This is a genomic window from Halomonas sp. MMH1-48 (assembly GCF_022348105.1).
In the GTDB taxonomy this organism is placed as follows: Bacteria; Pseudomonadota; Gammaproteobacteria; order Pseudomonadales; family Halomonadaceae; genus Vreelandella; species Vreelandella piezotolerans.
In genome coordinates, this window is sequence record NZ_JAKRFL010000009.1 from 60197 (window position 1) to 83781 (window position 23585).

The 23585-nt window shown below is 57.1% G+C and carries 22 protein-coding genes; 19 read left to right on the top strand and 3 right to left on the bottom strand.

What is annotated here, in order from left to right; genetic code table 11:
• Positions 1–247: 247 nt before the first annotated feature.
• Positions 248–1387, bottom strand: a complete 1140-nt coding sequence (locus MHM37_RS10065; RefSeq protein ID WP_219861266.1) for a GGDEF domain-containing protein — start codon at positions 1385–1387, stop codon at positions 248–250.
• Entirely contained in the window at positions 1387–2043 is a 657-nt protein-coding gene (locus MHM37_RS10070; RefSeq protein ID WP_139527001.1) for an HAD family hydrolase, read from the bottom strand. The genes MHM37_RS10065 and MHM37_RS10070 overlap by 1 nt, the downstream gene beginning before the upstream one ends.
• Positions 2044–2206: 163 nt before the next feature.
• On the opposite strand from MHM37_RS10070, the gene MHM37_RS10075 reads away from it, so the two are divergent.
• Together MHM37_RS10075 and ptsP are read left to right on the top strand one after the other, a co-directional pair.
• The gene (locus MHM37_RS10075; protein ID WP_139527002.1) at positions 2207–2701 is read left to right on the top strand and encodes an RNA pyrophosphohydrolase; all 495 of its coding nucleotides are present in this window, start codon (positions 2207–2209) and stop codon (positions 2699–2701) included.
• 86 nt (positions 2702–2787) lie between these two features.
• Positions 2788–5049, top strand: coding sequence for a phosphoenolpyruvate--protein phosphotransferase (gene ptsP / locus MHM37_RS10080; RefSeq protein ID WP_219863889.1), 2262 nt, complete (start codon positions 2788–2790; stop codon positions 5047–5049).
• 6 nt (positions 5050–5055) lie between these two features.
• Here the strand turns inward: ptsP and MHM37_RS10085 are convergent, their stop codons facing one another.
• Complete coding sequence (locus MHM37_RS10085) at positions 5056–5826, bottom strand: NRDE family protein (RefSeq protein ID WP_239296543.1); 771 nt, start codon at positions 5824–5826, stop codon at positions 5056–5058.
• A gap of 177 nt (positions 5827–6003) precedes the next feature.
• Between MHM37_RS10085 and MHM37_RS10090 the strand changes: the two genes are divergently transcribed.
• The 17 genes from MHM37_RS10090 (at position 6004) to MHM37_RS10170 (ending at position 23562) form a co-directional block, all read left to right on the top strand.
• A complete protein-coding gene (locus MHM37_RS10090) occupies positions 6004–7167 on the top strand; it encodes a response regulator (protein WP_343218246.1) in 1164 nt (387 codons plus the stop codon).
• A complete protein-coding gene (locus MHM37_RS10095; protein ID WP_239296544.1) occupies positions 7164–7961 on the top strand; it encodes a sulfite exporter TauE/SafE family protein in 798 nt (265 codons plus the stop codon). Before MHM37_RS10090 ends, MHM37_RS10095 begins: the two co-directional genes overlap by 4 nt.
• Before the next feature lie 50 nt (positions 7962–8011).
• On the top strand, positions 8012–8800 hold the full coding sequence (lgt, locus tag MHM37_RS10100; protein ID WP_219861262.1) for a prolipoprotein diacylglyceryl transferase: 789 nt from the start codon (positions 8012–8014) through the stop codon (positions 8798–8800).
• Positions 8801–9057: 257 nt separating this feature from the next.
• Complete coding sequence (locus MHM37_RS10105) at positions 9058–9876, top strand: thymidylate synthase (protein ID WP_239296546.1); 819 nt, start codon at positions 9058–9060, stop codon at positions 9874–9876.
• Positions 9873–10412 (top strand): dihydrofolate reductase, encoded by a 540-nt coding sequence (locus tag MHM37_RS10110; RefSeq protein ID WP_219861258.1) that lies wholly within the window; start codon positions 9873–9875, stop codon positions 10410–10412. The genes MHM37_RS10105 and MHM37_RS10110 overlap by 4 nt, the downstream gene beginning before the upstream one ends.
• 21 nt (positions 10413–10433) lie before the next feature.
• Complete coding sequence (locus MHM37_RS10115) at positions 10434–11189, top strand: ProQ/FINO family protein (RefSeq protein WP_219861256.1); 756 nt, start codon at positions 10434–10436, stop codon at positions 11187–11189.
• Positions 11190–11453: 264 nt separating this feature from the next.
• Positions 11454–12536: a porin gene (locus MHM37_RS10120; protein WP_239296548.1), complete on the top strand. Its 1083-nt coding sequence runs from the start codon at positions 11454–11456 to the stop codon at positions 12534–12536.
• A gap of 279 nt (positions 12537–12815) precedes the next feature.
• Positions 12816–14135: a UDP-glucose/GDP-mannose dehydrogenase family protein gene (locus tag MHM37_RS10125; protein WP_239286434.1), complete on the top strand. Its 1320-nt coding sequence runs from the start codon at positions 12816–12818 to the stop codon at positions 14133–14135.
• A gap of 108 nt (positions 14136–14243) precedes the next feature.
• The gene (locus MHM37_RS10130; RefSeq protein ID WP_231125572.1) at positions 14244–15020 is read left to right on the top strand and encodes a lipopolysaccharide biosynthesis protein; all 777 of its coding nucleotides are present in this window, start codon (positions 14244–14246) and stop codon (positions 15018–15020) included.
• A gap of 41 nt (positions 15021–15061) precedes the next feature.
• Positions 15062–16297 (top strand): O-antigen ligase family protein, encoded by a 1236-nt coding sequence (locus MHM37_RS10135; protein WP_239296550.1) that lies wholly within the window; start codon positions 15062–15064, stop codon positions 16295–16297.
• Positions 16294–16755, top strand: a complete 462-nt coding sequence (locus MHM37_RS10140) for an oligosaccharide biosynthesis protein Alg14 (protein ID WP_139527011.1) — start codon at positions 16294–16296, stop codon at positions 16753–16755. Before MHM37_RS10135 ends, MHM37_RS10140 begins: the two co-directional genes overlap by 4 nt.
• Positions 16752–17258: a glycosyltransferase gene (locus tag MHM37_RS10145; protein WP_139527012.1), complete on the top strand. Its 507-nt coding sequence runs from the start codon at positions 16752–16754 to the stop codon at positions 17256–17258. The genes MHM37_RS10140 and MHM37_RS10145 overlap by 4 nt, the downstream gene beginning before the upstream one ends.
• Positions 17255–18343 (top strand): glycosyltransferase family 4 protein, encoded by a 1089-nt coding sequence (locus tag MHM37_RS10150; RefSeq protein WP_239296552.1) that lies wholly within the window; start codon positions 17255–17257, stop codon positions 18341–18343. The genes MHM37_RS10145 and MHM37_RS10150 overlap by 4 nt, the downstream gene beginning before the upstream one ends.
• 36 nt (positions 18344–18379) lie before the next feature.
• Complete coding sequence (locus MHM37_RS10155) at positions 18380–19765, top strand: undecaprenyl-phosphate glucose phosphotransferase (RefSeq protein ID WP_139527014.1); 1386 nt, start codon at positions 18380–18382, stop codon at positions 19763–19765.
• A 95-nt stretch (positions 19766–19860) separates the two neighbouring features.
• On the top strand, positions 19861–21114 hold the full coding sequence (locus MHM37_RS10160) for an O-antigen ligase family protein (protein ID WP_239296554.1): 1254 nt from the start codon (positions 19861–19863) through the stop codon (positions 21112–21114).
• Between the two features lie 259 nt (positions 21115–21373).
• Positions 21374–21829, top strand: coding sequence for a DVU3141 family protein (locus tag MHM37_RS10165; protein WP_044630585.1), 456 nt, complete (start codon positions 21374–21376; stop codon positions 21827–21829).
• A complete protein-coding gene (locus tag MHM37_RS10170; protein WP_239296556.1) occupies positions 21829–23562 on the top strand; it encodes a polysaccharide biosynthesis/export family protein in 1734 nt (577 codons plus the stop codon). Before MHM37_RS10165 ends, MHM37_RS10170 begins: the two co-directional genes overlap by 1 nt.
• The last annotated feature ends 23 nt before the right edge of the window (positions 23563–23585 follow it).

A 23585-nucleotide genomic window follows, 5' to 3' on the forward strand; every position in this document is an offset into this window, starting at 1 on the left:
GCACCCGCGAAGCAACGCGAGGAGCGTTGCCGATGGGGCGGGGTGGGTGGTGGTGGCACGTTTGGTTCGGTAACGCCATCGGGGCGGCTGGCGCCGCCCTCCGCGGGTGCCTCTTTCGCTCGTTGCTCTCGCTCTTTCGTTACGCCGCGCTACGGGGGTGCCTCGATTTGCTGTGATGTAGTCGCTGGGTGCTCGATTTGTCGAGATGTAAAGTAGCCTGGCACCTCGATGTCTCGTGGTGGTGGCGTCAGCAAATTTCCATACGGTTTCGGCCGCTACGTTTAGCTTCGTATAGGGCTTGGTCGCTTCGTGCAAGGAGGCTGGACAGGTCTTGGCTGGGCTGGGTGAGGCGTGTGACGCCCAGGCTCAACGAGACAGGGTTGGGTGTGGGGTACGTGTGCGAAGCTACGGTTTGAAACCGTTGGCGTAATTGTTGACCCATGCGCAGTACAGCATCGTCATCGACGTCTTTCAGCAGGAATACGAACTCATCGCCGCCCAAGCGGGCCATCAGAGCGTCCGCTGGCAATGTTTGTTGAGCGATATCGCCCAGGGCGATCAGTAGGTGATCGCCCGCGGCGTGGCCATAGAGGTCATTGACTTGCTTGAAGTTGTCCAAATCGACCAGGAGTAGCGCCCCAGGCTGGCCTGGGGTGATGCGCTTTAGCACGCGAAGTGCCTGGGTTTCGAAGCCACGCCGATTGAGCAGTGACGTCAAGGCATCGCGTTCGGCGAGATGCGTGATGTGACGCTCTCGCTGGTAGCGCACGGTGCCGGTCATCGAGAGCGCAATCAGCAAGATGGCCATGGCACCCTCCACCAATGAAACGCGAATGATGGCTCCACGAAAGGCCATGAGGTCGACCAGCGTGTTGGGGGCCAAGGGCAGCAGCCCCTTGGCGATGTAAAAAAGACCGTGAATCAACAAGACGTAGTGCAATTGGCGAGTGCCGAGAGTGGCGCTGCCGGACTCCAGTTTGAGCGCCCAACTAGCCCTCAAGGCGAGCAGCCCTACCAATAACGAATTGAGTGCCAGATAGAGTTTGGAGCTGGTCAAGGGGGCGGGGAGTAGCAGCAGTGCGCACCAGATGACGACCAGCAGCCACCAGGCCTGGCTGGGACGTTGGCCGACGAAGCGCAAGACGCCCAGCAAGAAGAGCCAGTGGGCCAGGATCAGCAGGCCATTGGCAAACCACACGCCGACCAGGAAGAAACCATTGGCGCGTAGCAGTGAAAGACTCGAGCCCACCGTGATCGTGGCAAACCCTGCCGCCCATAGCAGCAGCGCCCGTTCTCGAGCGCCACGCCACTCCATCAGCAAATAAAGCGCCGCTGAAGCGGCAATGGCGATGGTTAGCGTTAATAGGGTAGGTGGGTCGAATGCCATTAATCCCGCAAGCTCATGATTCGCCAGTGTCGCTCTTCGGCCACTTGGCGAAGCGTATCGTCAGGATCTACGGCGACGGGGTTATCGACCACTTCCAGCAGCGGCAGGTCGTTATGGGAGTCGCTATAGAACCACGCATCATCGAGGGTGCACTCTTGCCCTTCCAGCCACGCTTCCAAGCGGGTGACTTTGCCTTCCCGGTAGCTGGGCACACCGGCCACGCGTCCTGTGTAACGGCCATCGACCATCTCGGGGTCGACGGCAATCAGGTCGTCCACGCCCAGCCGCTCGGCAATCGGGCCAGTGATGAAACGGTTGGTGGCCGTAATGATCAGCAAGGTATCGCCCTTGGTGCGGTGTCGCGCCAGCAGCTCTTCCGCCTTGGGTAGAATGTTCGGCTCGATCTTGCTAATCATAAACTGTTGGTGCCAAGCAGCAAGTTGCTCTGGGCTATTGTCAGCCAGCGGTTTCAGGGCCAGCGCCAGAAACGCCATCATATCCAGCGTGCCGGCATTGTAATCGGCGAGAAAGCGCTCGTTGGCCTCGCGGTAGGCCACCGGGTCCACTGCGCCTTGCTCCACCAGAAACTCCCCCCAGGCATGATCGCTATCGATGGATAGCAGCGTATTATCCAGGTCGAAAATGGCCAGACTCACGGCGCTCCCCTTGACGGTCAATGTTCGTTAGTTATAAGCGACACAAAGCGCGGGATTATCGCAGAGTCACCTGGGTTTAACCACTTAGCGTTATATTGTATTGATACGGTTGTCTCCCTTATGGAAAAATGGGGACAACTGAAAATTTATGAAGGTGATGTCCGTGATCGACGCTGACGGCTTTCGCCCCAATGTTGGCATTATCATTGCCAATAGCCAGGGGCAGCTGCTTTGGGCGCGTCGTGTAGGGCAAAATGCGTGGCAGTTTCCCCAGGGAGGCATCAAAGCAAGCGAGACTCCACAACAAGCGCTTTTTCGTGAACTCCACGAAGAGATCGGCCTAACCGCCGACGATGTTGATATTGTCGCCTGCACCCGGGGCTGGCTGCGCTACCGTCTGCCACGACGCATGATTCGTACCCACTCACGGCCGGTGTGTATCGGCCAGAAGCAGAAGTGGTTTTTACTCAAAATTCGTTGCCAAGAAAACCGCATCTGTATGACGGCCACGCCCAAGCCGGAATTCGACGGTTGGCGATGGGTTAGCTACTGGTACCCACTTGGGCAGGTAGTACCGTTCAAACGAGAGGTCTATCGGCGCGCACTCCGGGAGCTTTCCCCGCGTGTGCAGCGCTTGGCACAAGATGATGAAGGATAACGCGCACACCGTTGCGGGGTAAACGCAGCGGTCACCGGCGGGAGAATCCCTCAGCGAGGCAAATAATAGTGAATAGTAAAACGTCCATGCTTGAGGTGCTGCGACGCGTTATTCAAGAAGTGAATGGCGCAAGAAACCTCGACGCCGCGCTGTCGACCATGGTGCGCCGGATACGCAAAGCCATGCAGACCGACGTGTGCTCCTTTTATCTCTACGATAAAGAGCTGGAGTCGTTGGTGCTGATGGAAACCATCGGCCTGCGTACCCAAGCCGTGGGTCGTGTCGTGTTGCCGCTGGGGGAAGGCCTAGTGGGGCTGGTGGCCAAACGCAGCGAGCCGCTCAACCTGGAAGATGCTCGGTCGCACTCCCATTTTCGCTACTTCGAAGCCACGGGCGAAGAGCGTTACTCTAGCTTTTTAGGGGTGCCCATCATCCACCAGCGGCACATGCTCGGGGTGTTGGTGGTGCAGCAAGCGGAAAAACGCCGCTACGACGACGAAGACGAAGCCTTTTTGGTCACCATGGCCGCCCAGCTAGCCGGTGTGCTGGCGCATGCATTGGCCACGGGCAACCTCTCGCGACCGGCACTGCCGGGCGGCCAAGCCATGTTCAAAGGCGTGGCGGCTTCGCCCGGCATGGCCATGGGCGAAGCCGTGGTGATTACCCCGCCTGCCGATCTCAACAGCGTTCCTGATCTGATTCCCAGCGACCAAGAGTACGAAATCGCTCGCTTGAAAGAGGCCATTGGCAAAACCCGCGATGAGATTCGTGCGGCGGCAGAGCGCTTGGTCAATCGTATCTCCTCTCAAGAGCTGGCGCTGTTCGACGTCTACCAGCAGATGCTGGGTGAAGCGGCACTCTCCGAAGAAGTCGAAAAACGAATTCGGGAAGGGCAGTGGGCGCCGGGGGCGCTGGCCGATGTCGTTCGCCGCCACGTTCAGTACCTGGAGCGGGTAGATGACGACTACCTTCGTGAACGAGCGGCGGATATCCGCGATCTTGGCCGCCGTGTGCTGGCGCATCTTCAAGAAGATACGCCTTCCACTCCAGAAACCTATCCAGATAACGCCATTCTGGTGGGCGATGAAATCAGCGTGGCTATGCTGGGTGAGGTGCCCCGCGACAAGCTCAAAGGGTTGGTATCGGTGCGGGGCTCCAGCACGTCTCACGTCGCCATCGTCGCACGCGCGATGGGGATTCCCACCGTTTTGGGTATGGTCGATCTCCCGTTGCCGCGTCTCAATGGCGCGCCCGTGGTGCTGGATGGTCACCGGGGGCGCTTGTTCGTTCGCCCGGCGGCCGAGCTGCAAACTCGCTATGCCAGCCTGATTGCCGAAGAGAAAGTGCTGAGCGAAGTACTCGAGCACGAGCAGGACCTGCCCAGTGAAACCCCCGACGGCTATGAGATGCCGCTGATGGTGAATACCGGGTTGGCGGTGGATGCCTCTGCGCTACTGAAAAGCCGCATTGGCGGGGTGGGGCTCTACCGCACCGAAGTGCCGTTCATGATTACCGAGCGCTTCCCCGGTGAAAAAGAGCAGATGCGCATGTACCGCGAACAGTTGGAAGGGTTTGCGCCCCTGCCGGTCGTCATGCGCACGCTGGATATCGGCGGCGACAAAGACTTGCCTTACTTCCCCATCGAGGAGGCCAACCCGTTTCTAGGCTGGCGAGGCATGCGGGTGACCCTGGATCATCCCGAGGTGTTGATGGTTCAGCTACGCGCCATGCTCAAAGCGTCCCACGACCTGGGCAACCTCTACGTTCTGTTCCCCATGATCACCAACGTCGAAGAGGTGGATGAAGCCATTCGTCTGCTCGATCGCGCCATCTTGGAACTGGGCGAAGAGGGCATGAGCGTCGAGCGGCCCAAGGTGGGGGTAATGATCGAAGTGCCCGCCACGATCTATCAGATGGACGCGCTGGCCAAGCGGGTCGATTTCTTCTCGGTGGGCAGTAACGACCTCACTCAATACCTGTTGGCGGTAGATCGCAACAACCCCCGCGTCTCGAGCTTGTACGATGCGCTGCACCCTGCCTTGCTCGGCGCGTTGCAAGAGCTTGCCCAAGACGCCAAGCGGCTCGACAAACCCATCTCGCTATGTGGTGAGTTGGCAGGGGATCCGGCGGGCGCGCTGCTGCTGATGGCGATGGGCTTTACCAGTCTCTCCATGAACGCCCCCAGCTTGCCAAAAGTGCGCGCAGCGATCCGCCGCGTCACGCTGGCCGACGCCCAAGCGCTGCTCGATGAGATCATGCAGCTCGATACGCCCGTACGGGTTCATGAGCATCTCAATAAGCGATTGGACGAGTGGCAGCTATCGCACTTACTACCCCCTCGCGATTAACAGCGGCTACCGCGTCTCGCAGAGAACGTTTAGCGTCGTGTCACCCAGATAGCGACCGAAGGGGCCAAAACGCTGTTCGGTCAGGGTGGCGTTGCCTCGGGCGTCGAGCGTCAACCATGTGGTCGCGCGGGTGCCGTACTGCTCGCCAACGATGAAAGCCGCCGAAAGCTGGCGCTCGAGCTCGAGCCCAACGCCGGTATCCGGTAAAAGAGATACCTCCGCCAACGCGGGATCATGCAGCGCACCGCCGGTGTCACGCCGCCAGCGGTACTCATCGCTGTCTGCTAGCGCCTGTCGCGCGGCCTGCAGTTTGGGCCATGGCGTATTCAAGTTGGCATTCGAGAGCCCATGACACCCAGGGGCGACCTCCCTCAGCGCTACGCCGTCGTATCCTCGGTGCAAGTGCCAACAGTGTTGGGGCGTCGCCACCAGTAAATTGAAGCCCGCGTAGCGCTCGGCATGTCGGCTTGCCAGGGCGTCGAGCCACTCGGCAGGGTCGCTGGCGGTCAGCGCACCCGCGACCAATTCGCCCCGGCTGGGGGCGTTTGCAGGGGTGACTAAGCGCGTGTCGCGCACGTTGGTGAGCGCGGCGACCACGCCATGCCGATTGGCCGCCAGCCACGTGCCCCCGGCTTCTAAATCGCGGCCTCCATATAAAGGAACATCTTGCCAAGTACCTAGTGGCGCAGTAGGGCGCGCATGGAACTCATCGCGATTGCCTGCCAAGCGAAACGGCGTAGCGCTATCGGGCGCCCAATGAAACGTGATTAAACACATACGAAGCCCTTGAACGGCAGCAGGCGTGCCGCTTTGTGTGAGTGGTGTACCGGCGTGGCATGACAGGTGTGCGGTGTCGACGTACACTTAGCACAGAAACGTGCGGCATAAAACGTAAGGATTCACGCCATCGCTCTTTACAAGGCATGCTGCCCTTTGCCAACCAGGAAGTCGAGAATGATGCAACGCTATCAGCGAGAGCACTTCTGGAATGCCGTTATCTGGCCGGTGTTATGGCCACTGCTCCTCGTACAGGCCGCCTTAGTGCTGCTCTGTGTGTTGGTAGGTGCCGTGATTTGGTTAATGTCACCTGGCCAGGCTTCGTGGTCCACCACGCTCTGGCTCACGCTGACCCTGCTGCTAGGAAGTTGCCTGAACGTCGGCGCGTTTTTGATGTTGATCAAAGCACGGGCCAAGTTCAAAGATGCCTTGTTCATCCAAGGCCTCAATGAGCTGGAACGGCGCATCGATACGCTGCAGCAAGGCATCATGCCCCATGCGGCGTTGCTGCTGGACGAAGAGAGTCAAGAGCGCCCGCTCAAGCGGCTCACCCGCGCCAACGATCAGTTGGCAAGCTTGGTGAGCGCGTTACAGAAAAGCGGCCATGTCGCTACCGCAGAGACCGAGCAGTCCAAGTCCGACCAAGCGCTGCTGGATGACCTGCACCACCAGCAAAAGCAGCTCAAGCACCTCATGGCAGGAAGAGAGCGTGCCAGAGAAGAGTCGCGTTTGAAATCGGGTTACCTAACGCTCATGCAGCGGGAAGCCGACAGCCTGTTCGATCATCTTGGCACCATGCTGACCGAAGAATCCTCAGAAGCCTGTCGGCAAAACGTCACCCACGTGCGCGAGCGCTTGGCCGATATTCGTTCGCTGTTGGCCAACTTCGTTCAGCAGAGTGTGAACGAAGCCGATACCTACGATCTTCCTCTATCCAGCGAGCAAAGCCCGCGTGTGCTGGTCGTCGATGATGGCCCTGTGAACCTCATGCTCGCGCGGCAAATGCTCGAGTTGCAAGGGCTACACGTTGAAGGCGTGAGTAGCGGCGAACAGGCGCTCGAACGTCAGCAGTCTGCGTTCTACGACCTGGTATTCATGGATATTTTCATGCCGACACTCGACGGGCTGGAAACCACCCGCCGCTGGCGACGGTATGAGCATCAGCGCGCGACCAAACGAAGTGTCATGATCGCCCTGACCGCCAATGCCGATACCGCCGGGCAAGACGCCTGCAGCGCCGCCGGGCTGGACGATATCCTCGCGAAACCCTACCAGCCCGATACCCTACACGGCATGATCAAAAAATGGTTGCCTAACGCCTTGGAGAAGCCCAACGAATGACCTTCGCAGCCATTTTGGCCAGTTATCTATTGCTCGGTGCCGCCGCAGGCACCATGGCCGGTTTGTTTGGTGTGGGCGGTGGCATCATCATCGTCCCCGTTCTGGTCTTTGCCTTCGGGCTGCAGGGCATTTCCCCCGAGATCACCATGCACCTTGCGGTGGGCACCTCGCTCGCCACGATCGTCGTGACGGGCGCCTCTTCAGCGTTGGGCCACTTTCGCAAGGGGAGTGTGCATCGTGCCTGGTTCATGGCGTTATTACCGGGCTTGATGCTGGGCGCCATTGGTGGGGTCTTCATTGCCGGTAATTTATCCGGCACCGTGTTAGGCACCTTGTTTGGCGTCTTCGTGCTCTTGTTGGCCACTAAAATGATCATGGGGCTGACCCCCAGACCAGGCACGCTGGCCCCCAGCAAATTTGCCATGACCCTCGCTGGAGGCGTGGTCGGGGCCATTTCCGCGCTATTTGGTATCGGGGGCGGGGCGATGACCGTGCCTTGGTTATCGCGCTGCGGTGCCACCATGACGCAGGCGGTGGGAACCTCTGCCGCCTGCGGCTTACCAATAGCGGCAGTAGGAGCGATCACGTTCATCGTGGTCGGCTGGGGCAATTCGCTGCTACCCCCTTGGGCGACGGGCTTCGTCATGTGGCCTGCGTTCATAGGCATCGTTGCGACCAGCGTGCCGTTTGCCCGTCTTGGTGTGCGCTTGGCTCACGTGTTACCCGCCCATGTCCTACGTTACTGTTTCGCTGCGCTGCTCGCTGTGGTGGGGATACGCTTCATACTGGCGTAACCCCGCCATGGCAGATGATGGCATGTCTTTTATTCAATTAGAGAAAATGAATGATCAACTACCCAACGATAGATCCTGTCGCGATTTCCCTCGGCCCGTTGCAAGTGCATTGGTACGGCCTCATGTACGTGGTCGGCTTCGTGGCGGCGTGGTGGCTAGGCTGCAAACGTGCCCCGCGTCTAGGAATGAACAAAGACGACATCGGCGATTTGCTCTTCTACTGCGCCATTGGGGTGGTCGCCGGTGGCCGCTTAGGGTACGCGCTGTTCTACGGCTTAGAGCAGTGGCTGGCTGACCCGCTATGGATCTTCCGCGTTTGGGATGGCGGCATGAGCTTCCACGGCGGTTTGATAGGCGTACTGCTGGCCGCTTGGCTATTTGCCCGCCGCAAGCATCTGGCTTTCTTTACATTGACCGACTTCATTGCACCGCTCGTGCCCATTGGCCTTGGCGCAGGGCGCATTGGTAACTTTATCAACCATGAGTTGCCCGGCCGCGTGACCTCGCTCCCCTGGGGCATGCCCTTTCCCGGAATGGGGCCTGAACCCCGCCACCCATCGGCGCTCTACGAGGCGCTATTAGAAGGCGTCGTGCTATTTGCGATCCTCTGGTGGGTGTCTGCCCAACCCCGCGCACGTGGGTTTGTTTCAGGTCTTTTCCTGTTGGGTTATGGCGTCTTCCGTTTCATGGTCGAGTTCGTACGCATGCCCGATGCCCACATCGGCTTCATCGCTTTCGGCTGGGTCACCATGGGCATGCTGTTAACCTTACCCATGATTGCTCTCGGCCTCATATTGATCGCTTGGTCACGCCGCCAGCCCATCGATGCCAAAGCTTGAAATACCCCATGCACGCTACGAATGCCAATGCACTCGTAGCGCGTGGTAAGCGGAGCGCACCCGCGAAGCACCCCGTTAGGGGTGCCGAAGGTGGCGCCGCTGGTGGATCAAAGCGAGGTAGACAAGGCGGTTGAGCGCTTTGGTGGGGGGTGAAGCAGCGATACCATAGACGCTGCATAACTCGACGGCCTAGAATACAACCCCACATCCGCTGTTAATTTGGAACTTCTGTGACTGTCACAACGCCCACGCCTACCATGACATCAACGTTGCCCGCGTTGGAACAGCCTTATCTAAACCTGATGCGCACCGTGCTGGAGCAGGGCGTTGATCGCGGCGACCGCACCGGTACGGGGACGCGCTCGGTGTTTGGGCATCAAATGCGCTTTGATTTGTCCCGCGGCTTTCCACTGCTGACGACCAAAAAGCTACATTTGCGCTCCATCATCCACGAGCTTTTATGGTTTCTGAAAGGGGATACCAACATTGGGTATCTCAAAGAGAACGGCGTGCGTATTTGGGACGAATGGGCCGATGAGCACGGCAACCTGGGGCCTGTGTATGGCTACCAGTGGCGTAGCTGGCCAAACCCCAAGGGCGGCAGTGTGGATCAAATCGCCAATGTCCTCGAACAGATCCGCACGAACCCCCAGTCGCGTCGTTTGATCGTATCGGCATGGAACCCTGGTCAAGTCGATGAGATGAAGCTGCCGCCTTGTCACTGTCTGTTTCAGTTCTACGTCGCCAACGGGCGACTCTCCTGCCAGCTTTACCAGCGCAGTGCCGATATTTTTCTGGGCGTGCCGTTCAATATCGCCAGTTACGCGTTGCTGCTTAGCATGGTGGCCCAGGTCACGGGCTTACAGCCGGGGGAATTCGTTCACACGTTAGGAGACGCGCACCTGTACAGCAATCATTTGGAGCAGGCGAACGAGCAGCTTGAGCGCACACCCATGCCACCGCCCAGGCTCGTGCTCAATCCAGAGGTCACGAACCTATTCGACTTCACCTTCGATGATATTCAGATCGAAGATTACGCGTCCCATCCGCATATCAAAGCAAAGGTAGCCGTATGAGTCAGCAAGCCACCGCCTATGAACCGCTGGTGCCCGTTGCGATGATCGTCGCCATGGCCAAGAATCGCGTCATTGGCGTCGATGGCAAGCTACCCTGGTACTTGCCTGAAGATTTGAAATTCTTCAAACGTATGACCCAGGCCAAGCCGCTGGTCATGGGGCGTAAAACCTTCGCCTCCATTGGCAAGCCGCTGCCCAATCGTCTCAATATCGTCGTGACTCGGGATGCCCAGTTTACTGCAGAAGGCGCGCGCGTGTGCCATGAGCTACCGGCTGCGTTAGCGCTGGCCGATCAGCAGGCGACGATCGAAGCGGCAGAAGAAATCATGGTCATGGGCGGCGGCGAGATTTACCGTCAAGCCTTACCGTTTGCCCAACGTCTCTACATCACGGAAGTCGATATAGAGGTGGACGGCGATGCGCACTTCCCCGCGTTCTCGACGGAAGAGTGGCAAGAAGTTCAGCGAGTCGCCGGGCAGCCCGCAGAAGGGCAGCCAAATTATGACTTCGTCGTGTACGAGCGTGTCAGCGACTGATTTGGGTCAAAGGAGGGGGTTATGGCCGCCAGCGTACTGCATCTACTAGAAACGTTAGAAACACGGCTCGAACAAAACAAGGCCGAACTCATTGCGCTGCGCGAAGAGAATCAGCAGTTGAAACAGCAGCTAGCCGCGCTATCGACTCGCGCCTCAGGGGAGCCTACGACATCGCCCGCTGAACACGAGACCGATGTCGCGGCGGCAGAAGAAGTGCCGAACGAAGTACCCGAGCACGTGCCAGCGGCGGTCAGCGAGCCAGCAACGCCAGATGTGCCAGAAGCCGTCACGCAACCCTCGCCGCAAGCGTTATTGAAGCAGTGGTATCAGCGTTACCCACATGCCTTCTTCAAAGGGCACACCAAACCCTTGAAAGTGGGGATTCACCAGGATTTGGCCGAGCGCGAGCCTTGGCCGAGTAAATTGATCCGTCGGGCGCTGGCCAACTACGTCAATTTGCCGCGTTATATCAAATCCATGCGTGAAGGAGCAGAGCGTGTCGATTTAGATGGCCAGCCTGCAGGCAAAGTAGATAAAGAAGCCGCGAAACATGCCAATGAGCGGCGACAAGAGGCGCCCACGAAAAACCGAGCGGAACGTCCGGCTCCCCCCGCGAAAAGTCGCACGAATAAAGCGCAGCCAGCCGCGAGTAACTCATCGCCAAACGATGAGAAGCTCCCTGCGAGAACGCCCGTTCCAGAAAAAAGTGAGCAGAAAAAACCGCTTACCATGGAAGAGAAGCTCAAAGGCCTGCAGCAAAAATTCGAAGGGCGCTGAGACCTGAATCCTTGGACGGGGTTCCATAAAAAAACACAAATCGTAAAAAAACACTGTTTTTTTCTATTGCGTTCCCTGGAATCCCGGTATAGAGTTTGACCTGCGAGCATTGGACTATAACAAGGCTTTGTTGAGGACATGTCGCATACCACCGGGAAAAACCGGCGGATGAGAAAAAGAGCATGGCCCGCAAGCCACTTGCTGGCTTCTACGAAGGCCAGTAATAACGATCGAAACAGTAAGCTAGTTAAAGGAACCTATATCATGAAAAAGACACTTTTAGCGACTGCTGTCATTGGCGCCCTGGGTGCCTCTGCTGCCGCTCAAGCAGCGACTGTATATGACCAAGACGGCACTCGTCTGGACGTATACGGCCGTATCGCCATGGGTATCGAAGGTGGCGGCCCCGAGTACGATAGCAACGATAATTACCAAGATAACGGTGCAGAGTTTGTAGACGTTTATTCTCGTCTTGGTCTGCGCATGAGCCAGGAAGTGACGTCTGACCTGACGGCTTTCGGTCGTCTAGAATGGCGCTTTGATGGTGATGAGAACACCACCGATGGTGGTTTCAACGAACTTCGCCAGAGCTACCTGGGTCTGCAAAGCAAGCAGTACGGTACTTTCCAAGCTGGTAACTTTGACAGCTTCTACAGCCAGTTCGTATCTCTGCCGTTCGACGTTTACATCTTCGCTGATAGTGACCTAGAGTTCGCTGGTCACCCGATTCAATCACGCGGCGACTCTATCGGTTACTACACGCCTGACCTGCAAGGCTTCACTGCGTTCCTGCAGCTGAAACACTACAGCGAGCGTGGCGAGCTTGAGCCGGTTCGTGAAGAAGGCAACGTAGTTGCACCGCAAGGTGGTGTTCGTTACCAGCAAGGTCCGTTCACCGTAGGTCTGGGCTTCGTTGAAGACGTAATCCGCGGCGGTGGCAACGGCGAAATGCTGGGCGGCCTGATCGGTTCTTACGCTGTAAACGACCAGTTCTCTGTTCGTCTGGGCTACGAAGGTCGTGAGCACAACGAAGCACTTGATCTGGGTCCGAACCTGAACGGCTTTGACAAAGTAGGTCTGGGTGCTACTTACACTACTGGCCCGTGGGCGTTCACTGGTGATGTCTATGACATCAGCGCTGACGGCTCCTCTGCTGAAGACCGCACTGCGTGGGCACTGGGTTCTTACTACAAAGTTTCCAGCAACTTCGACGTGTTCCTGGAGCTGAACCAGCGTGACCAGCAGTCCATCGACGTCACCATCGGTGGCAGCGAAGGTCCTGTTAGCGTTGAGCGCGCTGACGGCGACGACATTTACTACCTGACAGGCGCTCGTTACCACTTCTAAGCCTTGGTCTAACCAAGCTTAAAGTTGTAACCCCTGTAGTAGTTAATGAGCCGGCCCCTTTTGGGGCCGGTTTTTTTTATGCTTAAAAACTAGAAAATTCATCTCGCTGACGTGGGGTCTGTGTCTGACAATCAAGCAGTACAGTTGCAAAAGATGGCATAGCATTACAGCGTTGCCGATAAACGGTATGATAGCCAGCGTTTATCGCTGCCAGCCGATGTTGAAAAGAGCGTGTCCGGCTGTGTTCATTAACGAACTAGGTGAGCTGATAGGGAAAGTATGAACGTAACCGTGTTTGGAACAGGCTATGTAGGGCTGGTGCAAGGAGCCGTTCTTGCGGACGTGGGTCACAACGTCGTTTGCGTGGATGTCGATGCCGAGAAAGTAGCGCGTCTTGAACAGGGCATCATTCCTATCTATGAGCCAGGGCTCGAAGCGCTCGTCAAAGAGAACTATGCAGCGGGCAGGCTGACCTTCACGACCCAGGCGGAGAAAGGCGTCAAGCACGGAGAGGTGCAGTTCATCGCCGTTGGCACCCCCCCAGACGAGGATGGCAGTGCCGATTTGCAATACGTGTTGAAGGTGGCCGAAACCATCGCGACGCATATCGAAACACCAGTGGTCATCGTCAATAAATCCACGGTACCCGTTGGCACAGCCGATAAAGTCACTGCCGTGGTGGAGCAGGTATTGGCCAACCGATCAGCGAACCTATCGTTCGATGTGGTCTCCAACCCCGAATTCCTGAAAGAGGGTAGCGCGGTAGCCGATTGCAAAAAGCCTGACCGCATCATTATCGGCACCACGAACGCTGCCACCATCGATATCATGCGTGAGCTCTACGCGCCGTTTAACCGTAATCATGACAAAATCATCACCATGGACGTGCGCAGTGCCGAGCTGACGAAGTACGCAGCGAACTGCATGTTGGCGACGAAAATCAGCTTCATGAACGAAATGGCGAATCTCGCCGAGCGTTTGAATGCCGACATTGAAATGGTTCGTCAAGGTATCGGGAGCGATCCTCGCATTGGTTACCACTTTATTTATCCGGGCGCAGGCTATGGCGGCTCCTGCTTTCCAAAAGACGTTCAAGCACTAATACGGACAGCCGAGGGCATTGATTTCGATGCCAAAGTGCTCAAAGCGGTCGAAGAGCGTAACCAGCTTCAAAAAAACACCCTATTCGAAAAAATATATCGTCACTTCGGCAGCGCGCTAGAGGGAAAAGTCATCGCGCTATGGGGGCTTGCCTTCAAGCCAAATACCGATGACATGCGTGAAGCGCCCAGCCGTGTGGTGATGGAGTCTCTATGGCAAGCGGGTGCCAAAGTCCAAGCGTACGACCCGGAGGCGATGGAAGAAGCCCAGCGGATTTATGGCCACCGTGATGACCTGACCTTATGTGGCACGAAAGAAGGTGCACTGAAAGGCGCCGACGCCTTAGTGATCGTCACAGACTGGCAATCTTTTAAAGCGCCAGATTTTAATTTAATCAAAGCAACGCTGTCTCAACCGGTGATTGTTGACGGTCGTAACTTGTTCGACCCGAAGCGCATGGTGAAAAAAGGAATTACGTACTACGGCGTTGGGCGATAAATAATAATAGCAAAATAAATACATTTAATTAGGGAGAGGGGTTGAATGCAGCCAGGGACATAACCGCATGGCGGTAAATGGAGGGCTATAATGAAAGAAAACTATGGAATGGAAACTAGAAAAAGCCAGAAGCAAATACCAGAGGATATGACGCTGGTTAGCTTTGTTACGCTTCTACTAAAACAGTGGAAGGTCATGCTGGCCTGCGTCACGTGTGTCATGCTGCTGACGCTGGCGGCGCTTTGGCTGAAACCCGTCAAATATGGCTTTGCCACCATGTACGCGGTGGCCTCCTATGAAACCCTGGAGGGCGAAAGGGAAGGTCTCGAAACGCCAGAAGAAGTCATCGCAAAACTAGAAAACGTCTTCATCGAACAGCAGCGCAGGCAGCTATTAGAAGACGAAAGTGTGGAAGGAATACCGTTCGACATCGACGTGACGAATCCGAGAAATACGCTGCTGCTGCGTATCATGAGCGAATCCCAGGCGGTGCATCAGCCAATGATCGAGCGGTTCCACGAGGGGATAGTCACGTCTATCCAGCAAGACCAAGAGCAGCTAGTGGAGCGATTGACGGCAGGGCTGAATGCACAGCAGGAGGCTTACTCCCAGGCGCTTGAGGCAGCGCAAGCGTCCAACAGCGACAACGCCCGCGAATTGGAAGCCTCGTTTTTCGAGAAAATGCTGCAGCTCGAACGTCGTATCGAGAGTATCAACCCTGGCGACGCCACCCAGCTTGCCGTACAAAGCCTCGAACCGGTGGGTATAGGTAGCTCCTTTATTTTAGCGTTCGGCGTATTGGTGGCACTGCTATTGGCGCCTTTAGCCGCCGTATTTAGCGTATTCGTCAAACAAGTGGCGGCTGCTTATCGGCGTGCCCAGTAATGAGAGGGCGTTAACGCACTCATTGCCCGCCGGAGCCAGTGATGGATATGAAACTAAAACGGTGTGTCGACTTGCTGCTGCTGAGTTTTCTCATGGCATGGCCCGTCGTCGATACGCTAAACGGCTATCTCTACTACCAGGACATGGCATGGCCGAGTATTTCTGCCCCCTATAAAACGCTAGGGTTCGTGGCGCTATTGGGCGTGCTAATGATCTACCACGTAAAGCAGTTTTTATACGCGCTGCTTTGTGCCGCGCTGGTGGCCCTGTGTGTGTTCTATCAGTTGGTAAGCTACGGGCAGGCCGTCGAAAGCATTACCTGGGCCGTCAGGGGGCTACTGACGTTAGTGCTTCTGTTTTATTTGATGGGCGAGGCAAAACAAGCCACCAGTTTTTGGAGCCTGAAAAAACTGGCAGGCTTGATGTTCCTGTACTTCTTCGTCATGTCGGTGAACGTCACGCTGGGCGTACTGGGGGTCGGAGAGTCTCAATACGCTGGGGGTATTGGCGGTAAAGGCTTCATCATCGCAGGCAATGAAATGAGCTATTTGATGCTCGCATCGGCCAGTATCGTGCTCTTTCGCTTGGCCGAAACGCGGGGTGCTGCGTGTCTTGCGTTCGTGTTTAGCGTATTCCTGCTGTTTTTTCTAATGAAAGCCACCAAGGTCGCCATGCTGGGCATCTGTCTGGTGTTCGTATTTGCATTGATTCACAACGGTTACTTTAAAGTAAGTCGTCTCCCCATGGTGTACCTAATCGCGTTAGTGGGCGGAGCAGCCGTCGTGGTGTTCGGGTACCCCTTCATAAAGTCGACAGGGCTTTGGGATCGAATGCTTTTCCTGTACACGCTTCACGGCGGCTTTTGGGGGGCATTATTGAGCGGGCGGCTCTCGTTCTTGGGTGAGGCCATCGAATTGATCGTCGTGCCATTTGGATTTTGGGATGTGCTATTCGGCGTGGGCGTCGACCATCTCTTGGCCGTTCGTGGCTCGCTCGTAGAGATAGATATGATCGATGTATTCATTACCTTTGGCGTGATGGGTGGGGTGCTGTTCTACTTGCCATGGCTGTTAGGAGCGGTATGGTCCGTACAGCTACTCAACCAGCAGCCAAGATATGGGATTAGCTTTGGGCTGCTCATCATCACCATCATCGGCGTCAGCCTCACAGCGGGCCACGTGGTGAACTCAGGTATTGCCTCTAGCGCGACAGCGCTATTGATCGGCTACCTCTATCGACTCAAAACAAGGTTGCCGACCTTCAAGGAGGAAGCGTGAACATTTTATTGGTAGGCTCGTTTGGTGGCCATTTCATACAACTCAAGCGCCTTTACGGACAGCTTGTCCAAGAGATCGAACCCAATAGCGTCGAGTTCAGCTTTGCCAGTACGGAACCAGGCCTAACGGTCGATGGCAGACGCGCCCATTGTTGCCCGAACATTCACAGAGGGAGCGGTATCAAAGCGCTACTCTCGGCGCTGCGCCAATCCTATGGCGTGTTGAAAGCGGCCAAGCCCGATGTCGTGGTATCCACTGGCGCACTGCCAGGCCTACTGCTCTGTTTTCTCGCCAAAATGAGTGGCAAGAAAGCCATCTGGGTGGATAGCATGGCCAATTACCAGCAGCTCTCATTTTCCGGCAAGCTGGCGCGCTACTTCTGTGACGTATGCTTGACCCAGTGGGAACATCTGGCAGCCAGCGACAAGCGGGTTAGCTACTGGGGGAAAGTTTTATGATCTTCATCACCGTTGGCACTCAGCTGCCTTTCGATCGCTTGCTGAACAACGTGGCCGATTGGCGTGAACGAAGCGGCTACTCAGGCGACATCGTTGCGCAGGTAGGCGAAGAGAGTCACTTTGCTCACCCCGATATGCAGATCGTCAAAACGCTATCGAGTGACGAGTATTACCACTGGTTTTGCCAAGCGCAGGGTATCGTCTCTCATGCCGGGATGGGCAGCATTTTGTCCTGTCTGGAACACGGTAAGCGCGGTGTGTTCATGCCCCGTCAATACGCGCTGGGCGAACACCGCAACGACCACCAGCGGGATACCGCGCGAGCGTTTACGGGCCAATACCCATCGCTGGCCTTCTGCGACGACGCCCCAGCGCTCTTCAACGCCCTCGATGCGTTGCTCAGCGCACCAACGGATGCCGAGCCGATCGAACAAACTCCACAAAACAACACGCTAGGACGGCGTATCGCCGAACACCTTGGTGTGAAAGGGCGCGCCTCATGAACCGCCTGTTGCTATGGACGAATCTCTACCCCACCAAAGCGGCCCCGCACTATGGCACCTTCGTCAAAGCGACCGAGCAGGCTTGGCGACAAACATTGGGCAGCGATAACGTAGCGTTGGTGGCCATTCGAGAAAAGCCCACCAGCAAGCTCAGTAAAATCACGCTATACGCCGATTTGCTAACGCGCTGTGCGCTGTCGTTACGCAACAAGCCAATCGGTACGCTGCTCGAGGTGCATTATCCCGTCTACTTTCTACCGCTGCTTTACTTGGTGGCGTTGATAAAACCCAAGCACTTTTATCTCGTATTGCGTTTTCACGGAACGGATCTTACGCAAATTGCCAGCTCTAGGCTGTTTCGCCGCTTGTTCGATCGTTTGAAAGATAGCGTAGACCTCTGCGTCGCACCCTCTGAGCACTTTCGCCACGAAATCAACACCCGTTTGAACGTGCCACTGTCGCGTATCATCAAAGTCTACCCCGATAGCGTGGGGGAACACTTTGCAGCACCAGCGCGAGCCCACGGTACAGCGCCTAATGATGCCTTCATCGTGGGTTGTGTATCCCGCCTGGAGCCGGGTAAGAACTGTCGAACGTTACTAGAAGCATTTGCCAAGCTATCGATGCCTAACAAGCGGTTGGTACTGGTGGGCGATGGCACTCAGCGAGCTACCCTGGAAAAATTGGCGCAGCAGCTCGGCGTGGCGGACATCACCACTTTCAAAGGTGCCATGCCCAGGGAGCAGTTGCCAAAGGTGTTGGCCGACTTTTCCGTTTTCGTATTTCCCTCGACGAGAGAGAGCTTTGGTTTGGTGGCTGTCGAGGCGCTCGCCTGTGGTGTTCCCGTCATTGCCAACGCCCAGCTACACGCCGCCAAGGAGTACCTGCAAGAGGGCAAGAACGGCTATTTTTATGAAGGAGGCGTGGACGAGCTGGTCGCGGCCATCGAGACCTTTCATGCCCAGCCCGAAGCGGTGCGGGCAGCATTGAGTGAGCATGCCCAAAGCGTGCGTCATCGGTTTAGCGATCAGCGGGTCTTCACCCAGGGCGTGAACGATATTTTGAATCAGCAGAAAAGCGAATGAACATGTCGATGAATGGATTCGAAACGGGTGGCTGCAATGGGTAAGCCTAAAACCATGACCTTTTCAGAGCGTTTTCCGCCCCAGGTGGTTTTTCCCTTTTTTGACGTGCTTGCTATTTTTGCGGGTGGATGGTTAGCGCACTGGCTGAGATTTGGGTCGCTCCACCTGCACGAACGGTACGTGCTGGCCTTGATCTGTATTGGCCTTCTGGTGTTGGTCATCAACAGTATGTCCGGCAGCTACCGTCGCTGGCGGATAACGCCCGTCGGGCAGATGCTAGGCAAATTGCTGCTGGTGTGGATAGCGGTAGGCATTACCGCCACGTCGCTCATTTACTTTTCTCACTCCGCCAGCCGCTACTCTCGGCTCTGGATTGGTCTCACGCTGGTCATCTCGTTTTCGGTGGCAGGCGGTGCGCGTTTGCTAGTGCAGCTTGCCTTGCAGCACGTTCGGCTAAGAGGTGGCGCGCGGCGTCCGGTGTTTTTGATCGGGCCGGCCAGTAACGTATTGAGTGTGGCGGAAGGCATTCGAAGTGCCGCTTGGGAAGGGCACACCATTGCCGGGGTAGAGCGAATCAAAGGGCAGGTCAACGACGAGTGTATCAAGCGCATCGTGCGGCGTATTAGCCGCTCGAATGCCCGCGAGGTATGGATTTGCGTGCCGTTCGAGATGGGCCAAATCGTGCGGTCGCTGTTTTTTGCCCTGCGCAACCACACGGCAGAAGTGCGCTTCATTCCGGCGTTCGAAGATATGCACCTGCTCAATCACCGCATGAGTGAAGTGGCCGGGCATTACGCGATCGATTTGAGTGTATCGCCCATGAGCGGCATGTCGCGCTTCGTGAAACGCAGTGAAGACATCATTATCGGTTCGCTCATCTCGATCATGATCCTGCCGGTATGCTTGGGCATAGCGCTGGCCATCAAGCTCACCTCACCAGGGCCGGTTCTGTTCAAGCAGCATCGGGAGGGTTCCAACGGGCGTCGCTTCAAAGTCTATAAGTTTCGCTCGATGCACGTTCACCAAGAAGAGGCCGGTAAAGTGACCCAAGCCAAAAAGAACGATAGCCGCATCACGCCCATTGGTGCCTTTTTAAGGCGCACGTCGCTGGATGAACTGCCGCAATTTTACAACGTGCTACAAGGAAGAATGTCCATCGTGGGGCCACGCCCGCACGCACTGGCCCATAACGAGCAGTACAAAGAGCTGGTGGAGTCTTACATGCGCCGCCACAAAGTGAAGCCGGGCATTACCGGCTGGGCGCAGGTCAATGGTTTGCGAGGCGAGACCGATACCGTGCAAAAAATGCAGCGGCGGGTCGAGTTCGACCTGTGGTACATCGACAACTGGTCGCTTTGGCTGGATTTGAAGATCATCGTGCTCACCGTTTTCAAAGGGTTCATCAACAAAAACGCCTATTAGTCGCCCAACAGAGCGTTAGTGGGGTGTGGTAACATGGCACTTTTCAGGCACTTGCCTGACTAACGTGCTTCTTCGTTGCCAGGACCGGTATTTCAATGACGTTCCCTCCCCACGCTACTACCCGTAGCACCAGCGAGCTTCCTCATCAGTTGACGGGTGTGGCGGTTTTCTTGCTCACGGCGGTGAGCCTGGCCATCCCCAGTGGTTACTCCATCGGTGCCGTCATACTACTCCTCGCAGGCGTGGGGCTGATCCTCACTCGTCGCGTTCCCGTATTGAGCAAGCAAGACGGCTGGGTCATTGCGGCGCTGGTGGCGTACGCGTTGGTGAGCATGCTGGAAGCCTGGTGGGATGGCCAAGGCAGCCGAGGGTTCGATAAGCCGAGCCGCTTCATTTTGGCCATTCCTGCCTTGTTGTGGGTACTGCGCTATCCGCCCAAGCTCGCTTATGTATGGGGCGGCATAGCGCTGGGCGCCATCAGCGCAGGCACTTGGGGCGGCTGGCAAAAAATAGTCGAAGGTGTGGGGCGTGCCCAGGGCCACACGCACGTGATTCAGTTTGGCAATCTCAGCATGTTGTTAGGCGTTTTATGCATGGCCGGGCTTGGGTGGGCCGTGGTGCAGCGCCATCGTGGCGTGTGGGTAGCCCTGCTGCTAGCAGGCGCGGCAGGCGGTGTAATGGGTTCACTGTTCTCGGGCAGCCGTGGCGGGTGGGTAGGCTTTCCTATCGTACTGTTAGTGCTCTATCGGGCCTACGGAACACAGCTCTCCACGTCATGGAAGGTAGCGGCCATGTCTGCCGTACTGATTGGCGGGTTAACGGTGTATGCCGTACCGCAGATGGGGGTGCAAGCGCGTGTACACCAAGCCTTTAACGATGTGGCGCTGTACGTTTCCGGTGAAAACCGCTCCACCTCGGTAGGCTCGCGGTTCGAAATGTGGCGCGGTGCTGCCCAGCTCATTCAAGACAAACCGCTCATGGGTTGGGGCAGCAACGGCTATGCCGATGCGATGGCCGACTTGGGTGAGGCAGGCGTGATCAGTGCCGAAGCCGCTCGATACGGGCACGCCCATAACGAGTTTATCGACGCGTTTGCCAAGCGAGGATTACTGGGCCTAGCCGTGCTGCTGGCGCTCTATCTTGTGCCCATGCGCCTGTTTGCTCGGCACTTACAAGCCAGCCACCTAACCACGCGGGCCGTGGCTACCGCCGGGGTGCTGCTCCCCGTCACGTTCATGGATTTTGGGCTAACGCAGGTCTTCATGGAGCACAACAGTGGCGTCATGATGTACGCCTTTATGCTTGCGGTGCTATGGGGTATCTACTCTCAGCGTATTAAAGAAGGCTAACGAATTGTTTTAACGATATAAAAAAATCGGCTCTCGAGCCGATTTTTTTATTGTACGCCGCCTAATGCACATCTTGCTAAATAGAGTTAATTTTCTGTACAAGCCTTGTCAACGTAGAGCCCCAGCGGTTAATCCCTTACAATGCTGGGTGCTTTTTTGATAGCGCCGGTTCACCACATTTCATCCGCACAGCGTAGGGCAAGGGAATGCGCCCGTTATAATCCCTGGGCGGTAGCGTGCCTTTTTATTGGAAATCATCATGTCAAACTCCCTCATTTTCATAGCGCGGCCAGCTCGCATGCTGTTGGCCGCCTTGAGCGTTGCCGTCGTTAGCGGCTGCGCTACCTATCCGAGCGGCAACCAGCAGCAGGTGCAGTACGTGCTTGGTAACGACACCGCCAAGCCGCTGCAAGATGAAAACCTCAACGGCTTTCTTGCACAAGCGCCTGCCGGTGCCGTGCTCAACCTAGTACAAAGCCCCTGGGGCGATAACGTCGAGATCGTGGCCGATGCGCCCTATTTGGCCGCCAGTGGTCGCGAGTGCCGCAAACTGCGGGTCATCGAGCAGGGTAGCGGTGCTGCCCGTACCGCGCTGACCTGCGCGACCCCCAACGGTTGGGTAAATCAGCGCATGCTGCTGCCAGAAAGCCAGCAGGGCGCGATGTCGCTCTCGCCAACGACGCATTCCCCAGGAACTACACAAGGGCGCTATTAATGAGCTTGCAACGCGTAATGAAACGGCTTTCCCTCACGCGCCCGGTAGCGGTGTTATCACTGGCCCTATTGGGCACTGCCGTCAGCAGCGTTAGCTGGGCGCAGAGCATAAGCCTACCCAATACCATCCTGCCGGAAGACCAGGCCAGCCAGCAGCAAGTAGAGCCTCCGGTGAACGACACTCCCCGCGCCGACTGGCGTAGCGGTACCTATGGCCCGGTGGCGAACCAGCCCCAGCAAAACCCCGATGCGCTGCCCCCCTTTGGGGCCAACCTCTTTACCGGTGGCTTTCGTGGGGCGATGGGGGACGGCCTAAATGCCGATTACCAAGTCAAACCCGGCGACCAAATCACCGTGCGTGCCTGGGGGGCGTTCGAGTTCGACCGCGTGCTGCCGGTGGATGCCCAGGGCAACATCTTCATCCCAGGCTCCGGCCCGCTGAATGTAGAAGGCCAAAACAGCCAGCAGGTGGATAGCCGCGTGCGCGGTGCGATTACATCGGTCTACCCCGATAACGTGCAGGTGTACACCAACGTGCAGGGCGTGCAGCCGGTAGCGGTGTTCGTCACCGGCTACGTGGAAAACCCAGGCCGCTACGCGGGCACGCCCAACGACTCCGTACTCTACTTCCTCGATCAAGCGGGCGGTATCGACCAAGACCTCGGCAGCTACCGCCAAATCCGCGTGATGCGTAATAACCAAACCGTGGCCACGGTGGATCTCTACGACTTCCTGATCAACGGCAGCATCGCGCGCCCGCAGTTTCAGGATGGCGACACCATCGTAGTGGAAGAGCGCGGCCCGGCCATTGCCGTGGTGGGTGATGTTCACCGGGAACACCGCTATGAGCTAGTGGGCAACCAGCTAAGCGGTGCCGAGCTGGTAGAGCTTGCCCGTTTAAGAAGCGGCGTGTCTCACGTTCTGCTGCGCGGCGACCGTGCCGACGGCCCCATGGCGCAATACTTCCCGCTGAACGAGTTTTATAGCCAAACCATTCGCAGTGGCGATGAAGTGGCGTTCAGCGCCGACCAGCGCAGCGAAACCATCGTGGTAGAAATCGAAGGCAGCTACTACGGCCCATCCCGCTTTGCGCTACCCCGCGATGCCCGCTTGAGCGAACTGCTGGACGCCATCCCCGTGCCGGAAAACATGACCGCCGTGGAAAGCATTTCACTGCAGCGTGAAAGCGTGAAACAGCAGCAACAGCAATCCATGGAAGACAGCCTGCGCCGCTTGGAAACCACCTACCTCAGTGCCCAGTCCAGCACCAACGAAGAAGCGCAGATTCGTGCCCAAGAAGCCGAGCTGATTCAAAACTTCGTGCAGCGCGCCCGCGAGCTAGAGCCCAGCGGCCGCTTGGTAGTGGCCTATAACGACCGCATTGCGGATATTCGCCTGCAAGATGGCGATGTGATCACCATTCCGGAAATCAGCGACTCCATCCTGATCAGCGGTGAAGTACTGGTGCCCCAAGCGGCGGTCTACCGCCCCGGCATGAGCGTGATCGACTACATCGAAAGCGCTGGCGGCTTCACCCAGCGCGCCGACGACGACCACATCCTGCTGGTTCGCCAAAACGGCGCAGTGGAAAACGCCCGCAACACGCCGCTGCGCCCGGGCGATGAAATCCTCGTGATGCCCGAAGCCCCCACCCACAACCTGCAGCTAGCCGCCACGCTCACGCAAATTCTCTACCAAGTGGCCGTCGCTACCCGCGTTGCAGTGGATCTGTGATGGGTGGTTGGTAAATAGTGAAT